15 protein-coding genes are annotated in these 18,533 nt (G+C 65.5%); 9 read left to right on the top strand and 6 right to left on the bottom strand.

Translation table 11 applies throughout. From position 1 onward, the window contains the following. Nucleotides 1-30 precede the first annotated feature (30 nt). From G6R31_RS11625 to tyrS, 7 genes are all read left to right on the top strand, one after another. Nucleotides 31-3,177 carry an ExeM/NucH family extracellular endonuclease gene (locus G6R31_RS11625; RefSeq protein WP_017870342.1) on the top strand — a complete coding sequence of 1,049 codons (3,147 nt, stop codon included), beginning with the start codon at nucleotides 31-33 and terminating at the stop codon, nucleotides 3,175-3,177. Between the two features lie 70 nt (nucleotides 3,178-3,247). Continuing rightward, nucleotides 3,248-4,042, top strand: a complete 795-nt coding sequence (locus G6R31_RS11620) for a thymidylate synthase (protein WP_017870341.1) — start codon at nucleotides 3,248-3,250, stop codon at nucleotides 4,040-4,042. Next, nucleotides 4,039-5,079 carry a GIY-YIG nuclease family protein gene (locus G6R31_RS11615; RefSeq protein WP_025566790.1) on the top strand — a complete coding sequence of 347 codons (1,041 nt, stop codon included), beginning with the start codon at nucleotides 4,039-4,041 and terminating at the stop codon, nucleotides 5,077-5,079. The genes G6R31_RS11620 and G6R31_RS11615 overlap by 4 nt, the downstream gene beginning before the upstream one ends. Beyond that, complete coding sequence (locus tag G6R31_RS11610) at nucleotides 5,069-5,500, top strand: deoxycytidylate deaminase (RefSeq protein ID WP_017870339.1); 432 nt, start codon at nucleotides 5,069-5,071, stop codon at nucleotides 5,498-5,500. Before G6R31_RS11615 ends, G6R31_RS11610 begins: the two co-directional genes overlap by 11 nt. Further along, complete coding sequence (locus G6R31_RS11605) at nucleotides 5,490-6,002, top strand: dihydrofolate reductase (RefSeq protein ID WP_017870338.1); 513 nt, start codon at nucleotides 5,490-5,492, stop codon at nucleotides 6,000-6,002. Before G6R31_RS11610 ends, G6R31_RS11605 begins: the two co-directional genes overlap by 11 nt. Beyond that, nucleotides 5,999-6,838, top strand: a complete 840-nt coding sequence (locus G6R31_RS11600) for a pentapeptide repeat-containing protein (RefSeq protein ID WP_017870337.1) — start codon at nucleotides 5,999-6,001, stop codon at nucleotides 6,836-6,838. Before G6R31_RS11605 ends, G6R31_RS11600 begins: the two co-directional genes overlap by 4 nt. Before the next feature lie 144 nt (nucleotides 6,839-6,982). Beyond that, nucleotides 6,983-8,224 (top strand): tyrosine--tRNA ligase, encoded by a 1,242-nt coding sequence (tyrS, locus tag G6R31_RS11595; RefSeq protein ID WP_017870336.1) that lies wholly within the window; start codon nucleotides 6,983-6,985, stop codon nucleotides 8,222-8,224. A 399-nt stretch (nucleotides 8,225-8,623) separates the two neighbouring features. Here the strand turns inward: tyrS and pyk are convergent, their stop codons facing one another. The 5 genes from pyk to ddrC form a co-directional block, all read right to left on the bottom strand. Beyond that, on the bottom strand, nucleotides 8,624-10,072 hold the full coding sequence (gene pyk / locus G6R31_RS11590; protein WP_017870335.1) for a pyruvate kinase: 1,449 nt from the start codon (nucleotides 10,070-10,072) through the stop codon (nucleotides 8,624-8,626). Nucleotides 10,073-10,362: 290 nt separating this feature from the next. After that, nucleotides 10,363-11,631: a phosphopyruvate hydratase gene (gene eno / locus G6R31_RS11585; protein WP_017870334.1), complete on the bottom strand. Its 1,269-nt coding sequence runs from the start codon at nucleotides 11,629-11,631 to the stop codon at nucleotides 10,363-10,365. A gap of 205 nt (nucleotides 11,632-11,836) precedes the next feature. After that, entirely contained in the window at nucleotides 11,837-12,922 is a 1,086-nt protein-coding gene (dnaN, locus tag G6R31_RS11580) for a DNA polymerase III subunit beta (protein ID WP_017870333.1), read from the bottom strand. 722 nt (nucleotides 12,923-13,644) lie between these two features. Next, entirely contained in the window at nucleotides 13,645-15,045 is a 1,401-nt protein-coding gene (dnaA, locus tag G6R31_RS11575) for a chromosomal replication initiator protein DnaA (RefSeq protein ID WP_025567472.1), read from the bottom strand. A 113-nt stretch (nucleotides 15,046-15,158) separates the two neighbouring features. Further along, nucleotides 15,159-15,854: a DNA damage response protein DdrC gene (gene ddrC, locus G6R31_RS11570; protein WP_017870331.1), complete on the bottom strand. Its 696-nt coding sequence runs from the start codon at nucleotides 15,852-15,854 to the stop codon at nucleotides 15,159-15,161. Between the two features lie 136 nt (nucleotides 15,855-15,990). Here ddrC and G6R31_RS11565 point away from each other — a divergent pair, with 136 nt between their 5' ends. After that, complete coding sequence (locus G6R31_RS11565) at nucleotides 15,991-16,980, top strand: NUDIX domain-containing protein (protein WP_017870330.1); 990 nt, start codon at nucleotides 15,991-15,993, stop codon at nucleotides 16,978-16,980. A gap of 46 nt (nucleotides 16,981-17,026) precedes the next feature. Continuing rightward, nucleotides 17,027-17,692, top strand: a complete 666-nt coding sequence (locus tag G6R31_RS11560) for a TrmB family transcriptional regulator (protein ID WP_017870329.1) — start codon at nucleotides 17,027-17,029, stop codon at nucleotides 17,690-17,692. Nucleotides 17,693-17,743: 51 nt separating this feature from the next. Here G6R31_RS11560 and G6R31_RS11555 read toward each other — a convergent pair whose 3' ends face one another. Then, nucleotides 17,744-18,427, bottom strand: a complete 684-nt coding sequence (locus G6R31_RS11555; protein WP_017870328.1) for a metal-dependent hydrolase — start codon at nucleotides 18,425-18,427, stop codon at nucleotides 17,744-17,746. Nucleotides 18,428-18,533 lie beyond the last annotated feature (106 nt).

Raw genomic sequence — 18,533 nt, 5'->3', positions numbered from 1 at the left:
TTGCCCTCTCCTCTTGCCCCTGGAGTTCCCATGTCCCTGAAACCTGCCCTGCTGCTGTCCTGCGCCCTGCTGCTCGCCGCCTGCGGTCAGTCGCCCGCCGTGACCGAACCGGCCACCGCTCCCGCTCAGGCCGCGCCCGCTTCCGTCCCCGGCGCACAGAACAGCCTGCAAAGCCTGTCGGTCAAGCCCGACGCCCTCACCGTGACGGTGCCTGAAGGCGCGAGCGCCGTCACCTTTACGCTGCAAGGCACCAAGCTGCCGGGCGGCAAAGTGTTCCCGGGGGTCATCCAGGACGGACAGGCGAGCGCGGACCTGAGCGGCCTGCCGAAAGGCGACCCCAAGTACACCGTGACCGTGCGGGCGTACGACGTGCCGGGCGGCGTGGTGCTGTATGCGGCCCAGACCAGCATCAACCTGTCCAGCGGCAAGGTGACCGGCCCCCTGACCTTCGAGCGCGTGAAGGCCGACGTGACCGTGACCGCCAGCCCGGTGCTGCCCGAAACGTCTGCCCTGACCGCCCAACTCGGCGAGCAGACCGTGACCCTCACGGTGAAAGACGGCGTGGCGAGCGGCACCTTCGCGGGCGTGCCCACCACCGGCAGCCAGACCGTGACCGTGACCGGCCAGAGCAGCGACGGCCAGACCACCCAGAGCGGCACGGCCACCTTCGCTGTGCTGGAAGGCGGCACCCGGGCCGAAGTCAAGCTGACCGAACTGGCCCACTGCCCTGTCTCCACCAGCCCCGTGACCCGTGTTCCCGCCGTGCAGGGCAGCGGCGACGCCAGCCCCCTGCTGAATCAGGTCGTGACGGTGCGCGGCATCGTGACCGCCGACTTCCAGAGCGGACTGCGCGGCTTTTTCATTCAGGACGCGCAGGGCGACGGGGACGCGGCCACCAGCGACGCCGTGTTCGTGTACACCGGCACCGCGCCGCAGAACGTGCAGGTCGGCCAGTACGTGCAACTGACCGGCACCGTCAAGGAGTTCTACGGCTCCACCCAGATCGACACCCTGACCGCCTTTGCTGGCTGCTCCGGCACGCAGGAAGTCAAGCCGGTCGAACTGAAAGCGCCTTTCACCGACCTGGAAAAGTACGAGGGCATGCGCGTCACCTTCCCCGAAACGCTGACCGTGACCGACAACTACGGTTACGGGCGCTACGGTGAACTGGGCCTGAGCGCGGGCGGACGCCTGTTCAACCCCACCAACGGCAACGTGACCACCACGCTGGAGCAGAACGCCGCACGCAAAATCGTGCTGGACGACGCCAACACTGCCCAGAACCCCGCCAACCTGCCCTACCTGAGCGCGGAAGGCACCCGCCGCACCGGGGACACCGTGACCGGATTGAGCGGGGTGCTGCACTACGCCAACAACGTGTTCAAGGTCGAGCCGACGGTCGCCCCCACCTTCGCCGACACCAACCCGCGCCCGGCCCAGCCCAAGGACGTGGGCGGCAGCCTCAAGGTGGCCGGGGCCAACGTGCTGAACTACTTCACCACCTTCACCAGCAACGACCGCGGAGCCGACAGCGCCTACGAATTCCAGCGCCAGAAGACCAAAGTGGTGAATGCGCTCAGGGGGCTGGACGCCGACATCGTCACCCTGATGGAAGTGCAGAACAACGGCGACGTGGCGCTGAACGACCTCGTGACCAGCCTGAACGCCGCGTACGGCACCGACACCTACCGCGCCGTGCAGACCGGCACCATCGGCACCGACGCCATCAAGGTCGCCATCATCTACAAGCCCGCGCGCGTGAACCTGGTCGGCAAGTACCAGGTGGACACCAACGCCATTCACAGCCGCCCTCCCCTCGCCCAGACCTTCCAGGACAAGCAGGGCGGCGGCGTGCTGACCGTGGTCGCCAACCACCTCAAGAGCAAGGGCAGCTGCCCGACCAGCGGCGACGTGGACCGCGGCGAAGGCTGCTGGAACGAACTGCGCACCCAGCAGGCCCAGGCGCTGCTCGGCTTCGTGGACCGCCTGAAGACCCTCAGCGGCGACATGGACGTGCTGCTGATGGGCGACTTCAACGCCTACGGTGCCGAAAAGCCCATTCAGACCCTTCAAAGCGGCGGCTTCGTCAGCGAGAACCTGCGCATTCCCGCCGAGGACCGCTACTCCTACCAGTTCGGCGGGCAGTTCGGCTACCTCGACCACGCGCTCGCCAGCACCAACCTCGACACTCAGGTGACGGGCGTGACCGAATGGCACATCAACGCCGACGAACCCACGCTGGCCGACTACAACGTGGAATACAAGCAAAACCCCGAGTGCCGCACCAGCACCTGCACCAGCCCCGACCTGTGGCAGAACAACCCCTTCCGCGCCTCCGACCACGACCCGGTGCTGATCGGCCTGCAACTCACCCGCGACGAGGTGCGCCCCGACTTCACCCTCAGCGTGAGCGGCACCGCAGCGGCGACCGCCGCTCAGCCCTACACCCTGAACCTGACCACCAGCGCCCTGCCCGACACCCTGACCGTGAACTGGGGCGACGGCCAGACCGAGACCCTGAGCAGCGGCGCGACCACGGCCACCCACGCCTACGCCAGCGCCGGAACCTACACCGTGACCGTGACGGCCACCGCGAATGGTCAGACCCAGACCGCTGTCCAGACGGTGACCGTGAGCGCCGCGCCCGTGGTCGTGACGCCCCCCACCTCCGCCAGCAAACTGGTCATCAGCGAGGTGTACGGCGGCGGCGGCAACAGCGGCGCGACCTACACCAACGACTTCATCGAGATTTTCAACGCGGGCACCACCAGCGTGAACCTCGGCGGCTACAGCGTGCAGTACGCCAGCGCCACGGGCACCAGCTGGGCCGTGACGCCCCTGACGAGCGTGAACCTCGCCCCCGGCCAGTCCTACCTCGTGCAGCAGGCCAAGGGCGCGGGCGGTACCACCCCCCTGCCCACCCCCGACGCCAGCGGCACCCTCGCCATGAGCGGCAGCGCCGGGCAGGTGGCCCTGGTCGAGGGCACGGCCAAAATCACCGGCAGCACCGACGCTGGCGTGCGTGACTACGTGGCGTACAGCGGCCTGAGTAGCAGCACCAGCGCCGCTCGCCTGTCCCCCTGCACCGACACCGACGCCGCCAGCGACTTCAAGGCCGGTGCGCCCACCCCGCAGAACACGGGCGCGGCGCCTGTAAACTGCGTGACCCCGCAGTAATTTCTGCCCTCTGCAAGTACCCGGTCCTGGTGGCCGGGTGCTTTTCATTTGCTTCTGCTCTACTGCCCGTATGAGGCCATACCTCAATTATCTTCAGCACATCATGGAGCACGGCACCAACAAGGCCGACCGCACCGGCACCGGCACCCGCTCGGTGTTCGGCTATCAGATGCGCTTCGACCTCTCCGAAGGCTTTCCGCTGGTCACGACCAAGCGCGTTCACCTCAAATCGGTCATCTATGAACTGCTGTGGTTCCTGCGAGGCGAGAGCAACGTGGGGTGGCTTCAGGAGCGCGGCGTGACCATCTGGGACGAATGGGCGCGTGAAGGCGGCGAACTTGGCCCGATCTACGGCGTGCAGTGGCGCAGCTGGCCGGATGCGGGCAGCGGTCACATCGACCAGGTTTCGCAGGTCATCGAGCAAATCAAAACGAACCCCGATTCGAGGCGCCTGATTGTGAGTGCCTGGAACGTGGCGCAGCTTGACGATATGGCCTTGCCGCCTTGCCACCTCCTGTTTCAGTTCTACGTGGCAGACGGCAAACTCAGTTGCCAGCTTTACCAGCGTTCAGCCGACAGCTTTCTTGGCGTCCCCTTCAATATCGCGTCCTACGCACTGCTCACCCTGATGGTCGCCCAGGTCTGCGACCTCGAACCCGGCGAATTCATCTGGACGGGGGGCGACTGCCACATCTACAGCAACCACATGGCGCAGGTGGAAAAGCAACTGGGGCGCGAGCCTCGGCCCCTGCCGAAAATGCACCTCAATCCCGCCGTCAAAGACATTTTCGAGTTCAGGTACGAGGACTTCACGCTGGAGGGGTACGACCCCCACCCCGGCATCAAGGCGGAGGTGGCGGTGTGAGTGGAGGCATTTATGCCATACACCACCTTGAGAGCGACCGGCAGTACATAGGCAGCGCGCTCAACATTGCGGCGCGTTGGCGGCTGCACCGCAAACAATTGAAAGACGGCAACCACCACTGCGCTCACCTGCAACGCGCCTGGAACAAATACGGGGCGCAAGCTTTCGAGTGGACTGTCCTGGAAACCTGTCCCGCAGAACAGCTGCTGGAACGCGAGCAGCACCATCTTGACAGCACACGCCGCAAGTACAACTCTTCTCCAACGGCCAGCAGTCCACGCGGCACCAAGCATCGCCCCGAAGTGGTCGCCGCCATGCGTCAGCGGGTGCTGGCGGCGTATGGAAATCCGGCATTTGCCGAGCGACACCGGGAAGCGCAGCGACGGCGTTTCGAGGACCCGGCCCAGCGCGAGGCCGTCAAGCAGCGCAATTCCGGCGTCTACCGGGTGACTCGGCCAAGCGGAGAAGTGCTGGAAGTGCGCGGCATCACCCAGTTTTGCCGCTCCGAAGGGCTTTCCGTCACACAGATGACGGCTCTGGCACGGGGCGCACGGCTCCAGCCATACCGGGGTTGGCTTTGCGAGGTCATCACCCCTTCCAAAACGGGGCAAGCCAAGCGCAAGCATCGCAGTTATCCCCTCCCCAGCCGTCCCACCGAACCCAGGCAAGCCAAAAGATTTGCCGCACTTTCACCGCAAGGGGTCAGGCTGGAGGGCCGTAATCTGGCCGCGTTTGCCCGTCAGCACGGCCTGGACGAACACGGTTTGCGTGGCGTCGCCGCAGGACGACAAACCCACCATGCGGGCTGGGTCATTCGCTGGCAGGCGGCAGGCGAACAGGTTGAACTTTTGCCACCCGTGCGAGGCAACAGAAATGTAAAGCACTCCATTTTGACCGACGCAGGGGGCGAAGAATACAACTGCGACAACCTGCTGGCCTTCTGCAAAACGCGGGGCCTGAACGCTCCTTCGCTGGTTGAAGTGGCGCGGGGACGCAGAAAACAGCACAAAGGCTGGAGGTGCCGTTATGACCAGTGAAAAACAACGTGCCTGGGACAAGACCTATCTGGAAATGGCGCGGCTGGCGTCTCAGCATTCGCATGACCCGCGCCTGCAAGTGGGGGCGGTTGTCGTAGACCAGGAAAACGGCTCGGTGATTGCCATCGGCATCAACGGACGGGGCCGGGGCCGACCCAACGAACCCCTTTCGCTGGAGCCTGGGCAATCGGGCTGTGCCCACGCCGAAATGAACGCGCTGGCCCGCGCTTCGTGGCAGGGCGGCAAAACCTACACAATTTATGTGACACACGCCCCCTGCCCCATCTGCGCCGCGCTGATTTTGAATGTCCCAGTCACGCGTGTCGTCTACGGCGAAGGCTACCGCGACCCGACCGGGATTCGTGAAATGGTCGAAGGCGGTCTGGAAGTCGTTCAGATGGAGGTGAGCCATGCCCAGTAACCCCCAACTCATCGCCATCGCCGCGCAGACCGAAAACCGGGTCATCGGCAGGGACGGCGGGATGCCCTGGCACCTGCCCGCCGACTTCGCGCACTTCAGGCGCCTGAGCCGGGGCAAGCCCAACATCATGGGACGCAAGGTGTGGGACTCGCTGGGCGGGCAGCCGCTCAGGGAACGGGAGAATATCGTCCTGACCCGCAACCCTGGCTTCCAGGCCCCCGGAGCCACCGTCGCCCATTCGCCCGAAGAAGCCCTGAACCTGGCCGGGAACGCGCCCGAAATCGCCATCATCGGCGGCGAGGAAATCTACCGGCTGTACTGGGACCGGCTGACCCGGCTGGAACTGACGCTGATTCACGCGGAGCTGGACGGGGACACCTTTTTTCCCGAAATCGGGCCGGAATGGGAACTCACGGCCGAACAGTTCCGGCCTGCCGACGAGAAAAACCGTTACGACCTGACGTTTCAGACCTGGCGGCGGATCGGCGATCATGGGCCATGACCGACCCCCGCCTCGCCATCGAACAGGAACGCACCGAGCAGGAGCAGGAGCGCACCGAGCGCGTTCGTGAGCACGAAAAAAGCGGGCGGTTCAAGGCGTTCATGGACGCCGTCCCGCTTCTGGCGACGCTGGCGACCGCGACGGTGGCCGTGTTCGGTAGCCTGCAGTCGCAGCAGCAGTACCGCGACGCGCAGGCGTCCGAGCGGTTTCAGAGCGCGGTGGAGCTGCTGGCGGGCGACGACCTGACCACCCGGGTCGGCGGCATCGCGCTGCTGGGGCAGGTGGCGCAGACCAGCAGCGAGCGGCGCGAAAACGCCGTGCGGCTGCTCGCCACCTACCTGCGCGTTCACTCGCCCGTGACCGAGGAAGGCCGCACAAAGCCAGTGGTCACGGCCCCCCCCACCGAGGAAGTCCGCGCCGTCCTTTCGGCGCTGCAGTACCGGGGCAACGTGAACAACGTAGACCTGGGCCGCATCAGCGCCCGCAACCTGATGGAAAGCAGCACCGACCTGACCGGGCTGGTCTTCGCCCGCAGCGACCTCAGCGGCAGCCTGCTGGAGGGGGCGAACCTGACCGGAGTCCCGTTCAGGCAGGCCACCCTGCGCGGCGTCGATTTCCGGGGGGCCAACCTGACGCGGGCGACCTTTCAGGAAGCCGACCTGACCGGGGCACAGTTTCAGGGGGCTGACCTCAGCGGCGCGGATTTGACGCAGGTCAAGGGCCTGACCTCCGCGATGCTGGCCGGGGCCACGACCGACGCCGACACCCGGCTACCCGACGGGATAACGGTGCCGCCCGCCGAGCCAGCCAGCACCGTCAAGCCGCCCGTGCGGTGATTTGCTATCCTCGCTCCCATGAGGCGTTCGACCCGACGTGCATATCCGTTCCGCCGCCAGGTGGAAAGGTCGAACACAGCCTGAAATCCCCCGACAGCGGCGCATTTGCAGACAGCAGATGCGCCGCTTTTCTTTGGAGTGAACATGTCCGAAATCCGCAGAAACGTGCCCGTAGACGAACAGATTCAGATTCTCAAGCGTGGCGTGGTGGACCTCGTGTCCGAAGACGACCTGCGCCGCAAGATTGCCAGGGGGCAGGAAACAGGCCAGCCCCTGCGCGTCAAACTCGGCGCCGACCCCACCCGCCCGGACCTGCACCTCGGTCACGCCGTGATTCTGCGCAAGATGCGGCAGTTTCAGGACCTCGGGCACAAGGTCATCATGCTTATCGGCGACTTCACGGCGACCATCGGCGACCCCACCGGCAAGTCCAAGACCCGCCCGCCGCTGAGCCTGGATGAGGCCCGCGCCAACGCCGAGAGCTACCTCGCCCAGTGCCGCCTGATTCTGCGCCAGGAACCCGAGGTGCTGGAAATCCGCTACAACTCCGAATGGCTCGAACAACTCGGCTACAAGGACATCATCGGGCTGGCGGCCAAGTACACGGTCGCCCGCATTCTGGAGCGTGACGACTTCAGCAAGCGCCTGAGCGCGGGCACGCCCATTTCCATGCACGAACTGCTCTACCCGCTCACCCAGGGCTACGACTCGGTGGCCCTCCGGGCAGACGTGGAACTCGGCGGCACCGACCAGCTGTTCAACAACCTCGTGGGCCGCGCCCTGCAACGCGACTACGACCAGGAAGCGCAGGTGGTCATGACCCTGCCGCTGCTGGTGGGCCTCGACGGCACCGAGAAGATGTCCAAGAGCCTGGACAACTACATCGGCCTGACCGACGCGCCGCACGCCATGTTCGCCGGGCTGATGAAGGTGCCCGACCCCTTGCTGGAAAACTACTTCACCCTGCTGACCGACCTCGGCGCCGAGCGGATTGCCGAGCTGCTCGCCGGGCACCCGGTGGCCGCGCACCGCGAACTCGCCCGCGAAGTCGTGCGCTCGTTTCACCCAGGCGCCGACCTCGACGCCGCCGAGGAGCGCTTCCGCTCGGTGGCGAAGGGTGGCATTCCCGACAACATCCCCGAGGTGCGCGTGCCGGTCGGCGAACTCGGCGAGCAGGGCAGTGTCGCACTGGCCAAGCTGGTCGTGCTGGCGGGCCTGGAACCCAGCAACGGCGCCGCCCGCAAGCTGATGCAGAACCGGGGCCTGAAGCTGAACGGCGAGGCGTTCACCGACCCGCAGGGCCAGCTCACCCGCGAGCAACTGGCGGGCGGCGTGGTCGTTCAGAAGGGCAAGGACAAGTTCGCCCGGCTGCTGCTGGAAAGCTGACCCTCATGCTGTTACGGCCTGTGCGAAATTGCGGTCACCCGGAAGTTATGCACAGGCTGCCGCACCCGGCACTCGCCCGCGACTTTGTCTGTCCACCACACCTTTTTTTCGCGCCCGGAAAAAGGCTTATCCACAGGACGGCTGTGCAAAAAGTGCGTCCCTGTGGATAAAAAAGCTGACCTGCCCATCACAATCGCGTGGTGGGCAGGACTTCGCTGGGGGCGAAACGTCAGCCTGGGCCGCTCATACGGATTCCGCTTAACTCCTGCACAGTCGGGAAAGCGCCGCCTGTGCATCCATATCGCAGAATCCGTATTTTTTCCTACTCGCATCCGCTCTGCTGCGCAGCTTTGCAAGTCGGATTGAATCTGAAACGACCAGATTCAATCGGAATCCGTATCAGACCCGGTCGGACAGGTCCTCGGCCTTCAGTTTCTCCACGCGCAGCATGTTGGTGGTTCCGCGCACGCCGAAGGGCACGCCCGCCGTAATCACGTAGCGGTCGCCCACATCGGCCAGGCCGCTCTTTTTCAGCTCGTCGTTGGCGATGCGCACCATGTCGTCGGTGTCCTCGGGGTCCTCGCTGAGCATGGGGAACACGCCCCACGACAGCGCCAGCTGGTTGCGGGTGATTTCGTTGGGCGTCAGCGCGATGATGGCGACGGGCGGACGGTTCTTGGAAATGCGGGTGGCCGCGCCGCCGGTGCTGGTGAAGGCGACGATGGCCGGAGCGTCCAGCTTGGCGCCGATATTGCACGCCGCCTGGGCGATGGCGTCCTGGGCCTGCTCGGTGTCGAGCACCAGTTGGCGCTGCATGAGCTGGTAATGCTCGCTGGCCTCGGCCTCGCGGGCGATGCGGTCCATCATGGCGACCGACTCCACCGGGTACTGCCCGGCGGCCGACTCGGCCGAGAGCATCACGGCGTCGGTGCCGTCGTAGATGGCGTTGGCCACGTCCGACGCCTCGGCGCGGGTGGGGCGGGGCAGGTTGATCATGCTCTCGAGCATCTGGGTCGCGGTAATCACCGGCTTGCCCGCTTCACGGCACATGCGGATGATGCGTTTCTGGATGGTGGGCACCTGTTCGGGGCGCATTTCTACCCCGAGGTCGCCACGCGCCACCATCACGCCGTCCACTTCCTTCAGGATGTCGTCGAAGCGGTCCACCGCCTGCGGCTTCTCGATTTTCGCCATCAGCTTGGCGCGGGAGCCGAAGCGGGCGAGATAATGCCGGGCGAGCAGCAGGTCGTCGCGCGAGCGCACGAAACTCAGGGCCACCCAGTCCACGCCGAGGGTGGCGCCGAATTCCATGTCCTGCACGTCCTTTTCCGAGAGGGCAGGCACGGTGAGGTCGGCCTCGGGCACGTTGATGCCCTTGTTGTTTTTCAGCACGCCGCCGATCAGGACGGTCGTCTGAATTTCGCTGCCGCGCACGTGCTCGACCCGCAGGCTCATGTTGCCGTCGTCGAGCAGCAGCGTCATCCCCGGCGTCACGTCGGCGGCCAGGCCCTTGTAGGTGCTGCCCACGCGCTCGGCGCTTCCTTCCACATCGTCCATCGTGATGACGAACTTCTGGCCGGGGGTGAGCGTCACCGCGCCCTCCGCGAAGCGCCCCACGCGAATCTTGGGGCCTTGCAGGTCCTGCAAAATGCCGATGGTCACGCCTTTGCTGGCGGCGAGGTCGCGCACCATCTGCACCGTCTGGCGGTGGTCCTCGGGGTCGCCGTGGCTGAAGTTGAGGCGAACCACGTTCAGGCCCGCGTCGATCATGCGCCCGAGCACCTCGGGGCTACGGCTTGCTGGGCCAACAGTCGCCACGATCTTGGTGGCGCGGTCAAAGTGTTTCATGGAGTCTCCAGTCGAAGGGGGGGGACGGCACAGGGGATGGAAGCAGTTCCAGGGAGCCATGAGCTGTGGGCCATGAGCGATGCGGAAAAACCTCACGGCTCATGGCCCACGGCCCGGAGCCTTTAGAGCATTTGCCAAAAAGACGCAACGTCTTTTTGGCGAGCGGACTGGGACAGCTCGCAGAGAGCGAGTGCAAAACACGGAGCAGGGCGGACTTGCAAAGCTCCGGAGGAGAGAATGGAGTGATGCGGGGTGCCGGTTCCGCGCATCACGTCATTCGGAGAACTGCTCTAGCGCAGCGCCTTGCGTCCCAGGAACACGGCGCGGTCACCCAGCTGGTCTTCGATGCGCAGCAGCTGGTTGTACTTGGCGATGCGGTCCGAGCGGCTGGCCGAGCCGGTCTTGATCTGCCCGGCGTTGGTCGCCACGGCGAGGTCGGCGATGAACGCGTCTTCCGACTCGCCCGAGCGGTGGCTGATGATGGTGCCGTAGTGGTGGCGCTTGGCGAGTTCGATGGCGTCCATGCTCTCGGTCAGGCTGCCGATCTGGTTGACCTTGACCAGAATCGCGTTGCCCACCTTGCGGTCGATGCCCTGTTGCAGACGCTCGGGGCTGGTCACGAAGAGGTCGTCCCCCACCAGCTGCACCTTGTCACCGAGCCGGGCGGTCAGGCGTTCCCAGCCGTCCCAGTCGTCTTCGGCCAGACCGTCTTCGATGCTCACGATGGGGTAACGGCTGGTCCAGTCGGCCCAGAAGTCGATCATTTCGTCGGTGGTCAGCACGCGGCCTTCGCCTTCGAGGTGGTACTTGCCGTCCTTGTACAGCTCGGTCACGGCGGGGTCGAGCGCGATGCAGATGTCTTTGCCGGGTTCGTAGCCCGCCTTCTGAATGGCTTCGAGCAGCACTTCGAGGGCTTCTTCGTTGCTCTTCAGGTCCGGCGCGAAGCCGCCCTCGTCACCCACGTTGGTGTTGTAGCCGCGGGCGCTGAGCACTTTTTTCAGGTGGTGGAAGGTTTCGGTCCCGTAGCGCAGGGCTTCGCGGAAGCTGGGCGCACCGACCGGCATCACCATGAATTCCTGAAAGTCCACGCTGTTGTCGGCGTGGGCGCCCCCGTTGATGACGTTCATCATCGGGACCGGCAGGGTCCTCGCGTTGGAGCCGCCGAGGTAGCGGTAGAGCGGAATATCGAGTTCAGCGGCGGCGGCGCGGGCGGTCGCCAGGCTCACGGCCAGAATCGCGTTGCCGCCCATCTTGCCCTTGTTGGGTGTGCCGTCCACGTCCATCAGGGCCTTGTCGATGGCCGCCTGTTCGCTGGCGTCGAGGCCAATCAGGGCCGGGCCGAGGGCCTCGCGCACGTTCTGCACGGCGCGTTCCACACCCTTGCCCAGGTAGCGCTCGCCGCCGTCGCGCAGTTCGAGGGCCTCGTGGCTGCCGGTGCTCGCCCCCGAGGGCACGATGGCGCGGCCCGAGAAGCCGCTGTCGAGGTGGACTTCGGCTTCGACAGTGGGGTTTCCGCGCGAGTCCAGCACTTCACGGGCGATGACTTTCTCGATGTTCATGATCCTTGACCTCCAGGGCGAAATGGGTTGAGAACGTGGGCGGCAGATGCCCCCCGCTCCCCTTGCAGAAACGGGTGGGCGTAGCTTGGACACTATACGGGGCCGCAGTCAGGGCGATGTCCTGTCCGGGCGAAGGGCGCCGTGCCCCGAAACCCTGGATCCCCACCGCAGCCGCACATGCCCCGTAACGGCCTCAGAAGGCCCCTTAAACGCGCAGCGTGACCATGACCGCCATGTACCCGCTTCCCCCACCCACGGCGCGGAAAATGGCGGGACTGGTGGACCCGGAAAACAGCAGCTCGGCGTCTCCGTCAATCGGGCCGAGGGCGTCGAGGACGTGCCGGGCGTTGAAGGCGAGGCTCATCGCCTGTTCGGTGCCGCCCTGCGTGACGCTCAGGGTGTCCTGGGCGCGGCCATAATCACCCTCGGCGGCGAGGCGCAGGGTACCTTCCGAAACCAGGAACTCGACGCGGTTGTTGGCATTCTTGTCGGCCAGCACCGCCACACGGTTGACGGCTTCCTTGAGCGCGGTAGCCGGCAGCGTGACCTGCAGCTTGATTTCCTTGGGAATCACCCGCTCGTAGTCGGGAAAGTCACCGTCGAGCAACTTGAGGTTCATTTTCACCCGGTCGGTGGTCACGGTCAGCATGCCGTCGCCGTAGGTAAACCGCGCCTCGCCGTCCTTGAGCACGCGAATCAGTTCGTCCACGCTGCGGGCCGGAATAATCAGGTTTTTGCCGTCGCCGCTCGCCGGAAAGTCACGGATGGCGACCCGGTAGCCGTCGGAGGCCACCACGCGGGCGCTTTCGCCGTGGTGCTCAAGCTTGATGCCGCGGAACACCGCCTGAAACGCCTCGTTGCTGGCCGCGTAGCGCACGCTGGAAAAGGCGCGGGCAAGTTCCCCGCCTTCCAGGCTCACGTCGGCCTGCGCGGGGAAAGAAAGCGGCGGGTACGCCCCGATGTCACCGGTCTGGAGCTTGAAATCCGAGCCGCCCGAGCGCACCGAGAGTTCCTGACCGGCCAGTTCGAGTTCGACGAGTTCGCCGCCGAGGTTGCGGACAATCTGCGCGAACAGGTGCGCGGGCACCACGAAGTTTTCGGGCTGCTGCACCTCGGCAGGCACGAAGCACGACAGGTCGATTTCCAGGTTGGTGCCGCTTAGCGTCAGGCCACCCTCCGACGCCTCGACCTTCAGCGCCGTCAGCAGCGGATTGCTCGAACGGTTCGGGATCACGCGTTCGAGCAGGCCCAGGCCCTCGTTCAGGGTCTTTTTGGTGACATTGGCTTTCATCACCGGTCATTCTACGCCGTTTGCCCACCGGAGTTCAGGGGGAGAAATTGCGTTGGGGACGGCTTTTTCAGCACCAGCCCTTGCGGAGGTGGATTTCTGCGGCCACGCCGCACTTATCCACAGAACTTATCCACACCTGGGGAAAACTTCGTGCTGGACATGAAATTGCTGTGAGGCTCCGGTCTGGAACCTGAAGAACGGCTGGCCCCCTCCCCCGCTTTGGGGAAGTTCACCTCGACCTGTCCTTTTTGGAAGTTTCCAGAACGTTCTGCAAAAGATCCAAGGTCGCCCAGCCTATCTGTTAACTGTCTTTTTAAAAGACTAAAAACAGTAGTAGCAGTAGTAGGTCCTGTGGATACTGTGGAAAACTCGGCTGAACACCGTCCCAGAGCCAAAAAGTTTTCCACAGACAGGGTGTGGAAAACCCTCAAAACCTGTGGATAAGCTGTGGATAACTTGGGGGGTTATCCACAGGCACTTTTTAGGGGCAAGTTATCCACAATTTTATCCACAGGATTTTGGCACTTATCCACAGGATATCCACAGGTTTTTCCACAGAAAGTGAAAAGTTTCACCGCCATTTGGAACGGGATTTTGGAACGTTTCAGCCTATCACCTAACTTTTGGGAACATAATCTGCATACTTCCGGCATCTCATTCTTTTCCCAGCATACCAAACTGGCCCAAAAAAGGGGCCCTTCGCCCCTCTTTGCCCGGCAACCTTACGCCCCGACTTCTTCCTCCTCTTCCTTGCCCTGGATGCGGTTGCGCAGAGCCGTGACCGTAGCGGCCAGTTCGGGGTCTTTGCCCATCTGGTCGGTGATTTTGCTCACGGCGTGCATGACGGTGGAATGGTCGCGCCCGAAAAACTGGCCGATTTCGGGCAGCGAGTGCCCGGTCAGCTCGCGGATGAGGTACTGCGCGACCTGCCGGGGCACCACGATGTCGCGGGCGCGGCCCGAGCCGCGAATCAGGTCGGGGGTGGTGCCGTACTGGGCGGCCACCTGACGCAGCACGTCGGTCATCTCGACTTTGGCTTCCTGGGGAGCGAACACGTTGCTCAGGGCTTTGGCCGCCACCGCCCGCGAAAAGGGCACGTTGTTGAGGCTGGCGAAGGCCACCACTCGCATCAGCGCCCCCTCCAGCTCGCGGATGTTGCTCGTCACCTGCCGGGCGATGAGTTCGAGTACTTCCTGCGGAATGGTGATGCGGCCCTGCTCGGCGTTCATTTTCAGAATCGCCACGCGGGTCTCGTACTCGGGCGACTGGATGTCGGTGATCAGCCCCCACTCGAAGCGGCTGCGCAGGCGGCCTTCGAGCGTCTGGATGTCCTTGGGCGGGCGGTCGGAACTCAGGATGATCTGCTTGTTGCTCTCGTAGAGCGCGTTGAAGGTATGGAAGAACTCTTCCTGGGTGCGCTCCTTGCCCGCCAGAAACTGGATGTCGTCCACCAGCAGCAGGTCCACCGAGCGGTAACGGTTGCGAAACTGCGTGGTCTTGTCGTCGCGGATGGCGTTGATCAGTTCGTTGGTAAAGGTCTCGGTGGAGACGTACTCGATGCGCTTGTCAGGAAAGCGCTCGGCGAGGTAGTGCCCCACCGCGTGCATCAGGTGGGTCTTGCCCAGGCCCACGTCCCCGTAGATGAACAGCGGGTTGTACGCCTTGCCGGGCGACTCGGCCACCGCCAGCGCCGCCGCGTGCGCGAGGTTGTTGTTCGGACCGACCACGAAGTTCTCGAAGGTGTATTTGGGGTTGAGCGTCTTGCGGTTGTCGCCGGGATGACTGGCCGGGGAACTGGGCGCGGGTTTGGGTCTGGGCGCCGCCGCAGACGGTTCCGGCGCGGGCGGCGGGTCGTTGGGCAGCAGCAGGGCGTCCTGCGCGGCGGGGAGCACCTGAAACTCGACCTGCGGCTGCTCGGCGCCCAGGGAACGCAGCGCGGCGAGCAGCAGTTCGAGGTAATGGTCCCGGAACCAGTCCTTGGTAAAGGAGTTGCGCACGCCCAGCAGCAGCGAACCTTGCTGCACGCCCAGCGGTTTGACCGGGGCGAACCAGGTCGTGTACTCCAGATCGGAGACGTTTTTGCGCACGTAAGCGAGGACGTCGGTCCAGATTTCCTGTGAGATAGTGCTCCCCCTCCCCCGTCGGCGGGGGCGTTTTCCCCGCATCAGGGTCAGGGTAGCAGACGGGGTGAAGCGGACAGGAGGCGGGGGGCTGAAGACCCCCTACAGCGTCCGCCTCACCCCACGCGCCGCACCTGCCCGGCCTGCTCCCAGCTCTGGCGCTCGCTGCGGGCGACCTGTTCGTGCAGGTGCAGGATGGCGGCGTTGCCCCGCGCCTCGCGCTCCTGAATGGCGCGGGCGGTCACGGTGTCGATGTAGGCCATTCGCAGCAGTTCGGCGCTGGTCAGGCCGTCACGGGTGGCCTTGACGCCGCGTTCCTGCCGCACCGAGGCGCTGTCCTTGCCGAGCACGGTGCGGTTGCTGATGCTGCCGAGTTGTCCGTACACCCGGCCCTCGCCGCCGTGCCGAGCGACAGTGGCGAGCAGTTCGCGCCGGGCGCCGGTGCTTTCCAGTCGGGCCGCCAGCCAGCGCCGGGCGCCGGGTTCGGGGTTGCGCTCGGCAATCTGCGCGGCGAGGCGCACGTCTCCCTGCATGGCGCGGGCCAGCAGGTCCCGTGCCCGCCTGTGCCAGCGCCGGGCCTCGGGGGTGTCGAGGGCAAACGCCAGGGCCACGAAATCGGGCACGCTGACGGCGGCCTCGGGGCCAGCACCGAAGTCGCGGTACGTCTCGGGCAGGCCGTGTTCGACCAGGGCAGCTTCCCAGCTCTGGGTGAGACCGAGTTGCTGCCGGGCGGTGGGGGCGTGGAGGAAACCGTCCGCGCTGACAGGCAGCCGAACGGAGCCGAAATTGAGGGTCAGCGGAGCGTTCTTCATACAGATATTCTAGCATAGATTATGTTTTTAGCATAATAAGCCTGTTCTAATGTTGGCTTAGTTTTTGCTGTCCAGGACAAGATTTTCTTCCTTAAGCCATGCTCAACGTCATGACCGGGCAGCTACAGTGGGCGCCATGTCCTCCCTGTCCGAACTTCGCGCCGTGTGGGGCCAGCGTGCGCTGCCTGCGGTGGGCGTGAGTGTGCTGCTGCAAGACGGGGCGGGCCGCGTTCTGCTGCAGCGCCGGGGCGACGACGGGGGGTGGGGCGTCATCGGCGGCGGGCTGGAACCCGGCGAAGACTTTCTGAGTGCCGCGCACCGCGAACTGCTCGAGGAAACCGGGCTGCGCTGCCCGAACCTGCGCCTGCTGCCGCTGGACACCGGCCTGGTGGGCGGGCCGGAGTTCTGGCACCGCTACCCGAATGGCGACGAGGTGTATCTGGTCGGCCTGCGAACCGAAGGCACGGTGCCCGCCGCCGCCCTGGACAGCGCCTGCCCCGACGACAGCGGCGAGACGCTGGAGCTGCGCTGGTTCGCGCTGGACGGGTTGCCGCCGCTGAGCAGCAACATCAACCGCGAGAGCATGAACGTGCTGCGGGCACGGCGCGGGCTGCCGCCGTTGCCCCGGCTGGACGTGCCGCCGCCCCCGCCTCCCGGCCATTGGCTGCGCGAGCTGCGGGCGTTGGTCGGTTCCCGGCCCCTCATGACCCCTGGCGCAAACGTGGCAGTGACGAACGAGCGCGGCGAGGTGCTGCTGCTGAAACACGCGGGTACGGGACGCTGGACGCTGCCCGGTGGCAGCCTCGAACCCGGCGAATCGTTCGCGGAATGCGCGGCGCGGGAGCTGCGAGAGAAAACGGGCCTGCGGGCGGCGAGTCTGATTCCGCTGGAAATGTTCGCCGGGGCCGAGTACCGCTTCACCTACCTGAACGGCGACGTCATAGACAACATTTCGGTGCTGTTCCGGGCTGGGGATGTCAGCGGCGAATTTGCCCTCGACCTCACCGAACGTCACGGCGCCGCGTGGTTTGCCCCGGACGCTTTGCCGCCCGTCGGGGAACTGAGTGGGCCGCTGATTCGGGCGCAGGTGGAGGGCTGGCGACGGCTTGGACCGGGTGCAAGTTGAGGCGTTTGGCCCCCGATGCCGCGACATCGCTTATGCTGAAAAGCTGATGAGTGCCGTCATTCACCTGCAAGCGCTGGGGCTGACCGAATACGAGGCCAGGGCCTACACGGCGCTGCTGGCCCTGGGACGCGCGGTTCCGGCGCGGGTGGCGCGTCAGGCGAGTATTCCCCGGCCCAAGATCTACGAAACGCTCGAGCGTCTGGAGGGCCGGGGACTGGCCGCCAAGGTGGGTCAGAACCCGCTGGAATACGCGCCGCTTTCTGCCCGCGAGTACCTCTCGCGTTCGCGGCGGTCGTTCGATGACCGGCTCGCCGCCCTGGACCGCGACCTCTCGCGCCTCGCCCCCGACCCGGCGCCCGAGGCGGTCTACCACCTCAACGGCGAGGCGGCGATTCGCAGTCTGGCCGAGGACATGATTCTCAACGCCCGGCGCTGCGTTTATCTGGCCGGGGAGCAGACGCTGGCCGAGCGACTCGAACGCCTGACCCCGCGTGGCGTGGAGCTGATGCGGGCCGACCTCGCCGACCTGCCTCCCATCGCCGCGCCGGGGCAGCGGGCCTTTTTGCTCGCCCGCGACACCGAAGCGGCGCTGATCGGGCATTTCATTCCCGAGGGCGAAAGCGGCGAGGCGCACGGGGTCCACACCCACAACCCGGTGATCGTCCACCTGATCAAGGGGTACGTGAAGCTGGCGGCGCAGAAAAAGGGCTGACGCACCTGACCCTGCCCCCTGAAGCCGGGTGACAGGGTCAGCGTGTGCGCTTTACAGCTCGGTCGTGTCGCCCGGTTGCAGGACGCGGGCCTCCACGCCCTGCCGCTCGGCCCCGGCGCGGAAGACCTGCGGGTCACCCGTCAGCACCGGAAAGGTGCCGTAGTGCATGGGAATGGCGACGCGCGGGCGCAGCAGCTCCAGCGTGCGGGCGGCTTCTTCCGGCCCCATGGTGTAGTGGTCGCCGATGGGCAAAAAGGCGAGGTCCAGCCCCCGGTCCCCGATCAGGCGCATATCGGAAAACAGCGCGGTGTCGCCCGCGAAATACAGCCGCTGGCCGCCGAACTCGATGACCAGTCCGGTGGGCATCCCGCCGTAGGTGCCGTCTGGGAAAGAACTCGAATGCCACGCGGGCGTCAGCGTCACGCTGCCCCAGTCGGCGCGGTAGGTGCCGCCGATGTTCATGCCGACCGCGTTCGTGGCGCCGTGTGCCCCGGCGTACCCGGCGATTTCGGCGGTGGCGACGATGGGCACGCCCGCCTTGCCGAAGTCCAGGGCATTGCCCCAGTGGTCGCCGTGCGCGTGGCTGACGAGCACGGCGCTCGGCTGCCAGCCCAGGGCCTCGGTCAGCGTGACCGGGCACTGGGGGTTGCCCTCGATAAACGGGTCGATCAGCAGGCGGTGCTGGCCGTCGTCGAGAAGAAAAGTGCTGTGGCCGAGAAAACGAATCTTGAGCATAAAAGTCCTCCTGTGGCTTTTCAGTATGGGGGAGCCGCGGGCCGCTTGAGGAACCCCTTCAGTCTCAGCCGCTTCACGCTGTGGACGCCTATAGTGGACCGGCCCC

Source organism: Deinococcus wulumuqiensis R12 (genome assembly GCF_011067105.1).
Classification (GTDB): Bacteria; Deinococcota; Deinococci; order Deinococcales; family Deinococcaceae; genus Deinococcus; species Deinococcus wulumuqiensis.
The sequence above is the reverse complement of the archived record's forward strand: the minus strand, read 5'-3'. Positions and strand labels throughout refer to the sequence as shown.

Bases quoted from the DNA above. Each gene is read 5' to 3' on its own strand.
- G6R31_RS11625 (WP_017870342.1), top strand. From the start codon at position 31: ATGTCCCTGAAACCTGCCCTGCTGCTGTCCTGCGCCCTGCTGCTCGCC.
- G6R31_RS11600 (WP_017870337.1), top strand. From the start codon at position 5,999: ATGACCGACCCCCGCCTCGCCATCGAACAGGAACGCACCGAGCAGGAG.
- G6R31_RS11555 (WP_017870328.1), bottom strand. From the start codon at position 18,427: ATGCTCAAGATTCGTTTTCTCGGCCACAGCACTTTTCTTCTCGACGAC.
- G6R31_RS11560 (WP_017870329.1), top strand. From the start codon at position 17,027: ATGAGTGCCGTCATTCACCTGCAAGCGCTGGGGCTGACCGAATACGAG.
- G6R31_RS11565 (WP_017870330.1), top strand. From the start codon at position 15,991: ATGTCCTCCCTGTCCGAACTTCGCGCCGTGTGGGGCCAGCGTGCGCTG.
- G6R31_RS11610 (WP_017870339.1), top strand. From the start codon at position 5,069: ATGACCAGTGAAAAACAACGTGCCTGGGACAAGACCTATCTGGAAATG.
- G6R31_RS11605 (WP_017870338.1), top strand. From the start codon at position 5,490: ATGCCCAGTAACCCCCAACTCATCGCCATCGCCGCGCAGACCGAAAAC.
- tyrS (WP_017870336.1), top strand. From the start codon at position 6,983: ATGTCCGAAATCCGCAGAAACGTGCCCGTAGACGAACAGATTCAGATT.
- pyk (WP_017870335.1), bottom strand. From the start codon at position 10,072: ATGAAACACTTTGACCGCGCCACCAAGATCGTGGCGACTGTTGGCCCA.
- G6R31_RS11620 (WP_017870341.1), top strand. From the start codon at position 3,248: ATGAGGCCATACCTCAATTATCTTCAGCACATCATGGAGCACGGCACC.
- eno (WP_017870334.1), bottom strand. From the start codon at position 11,631: ATGAACATCGAGAAAGTCATCGCCCGTGAAGTGCTGGACTCGCGCGGA.
- ddrC (WP_017870331.1), bottom strand. From the start codon at position 15,854: ATGAAGAACGCTCCGCTGACCCTCAATTTCGGCTCCGTTCGGCTGCCT.
- dnaN (WP_017870333.1), bottom strand. From the start codon at position 12,922: ATGAAAGCCAATGTCACCAAAAAGACCCTGAACGAGGGCCTGGGCCTG.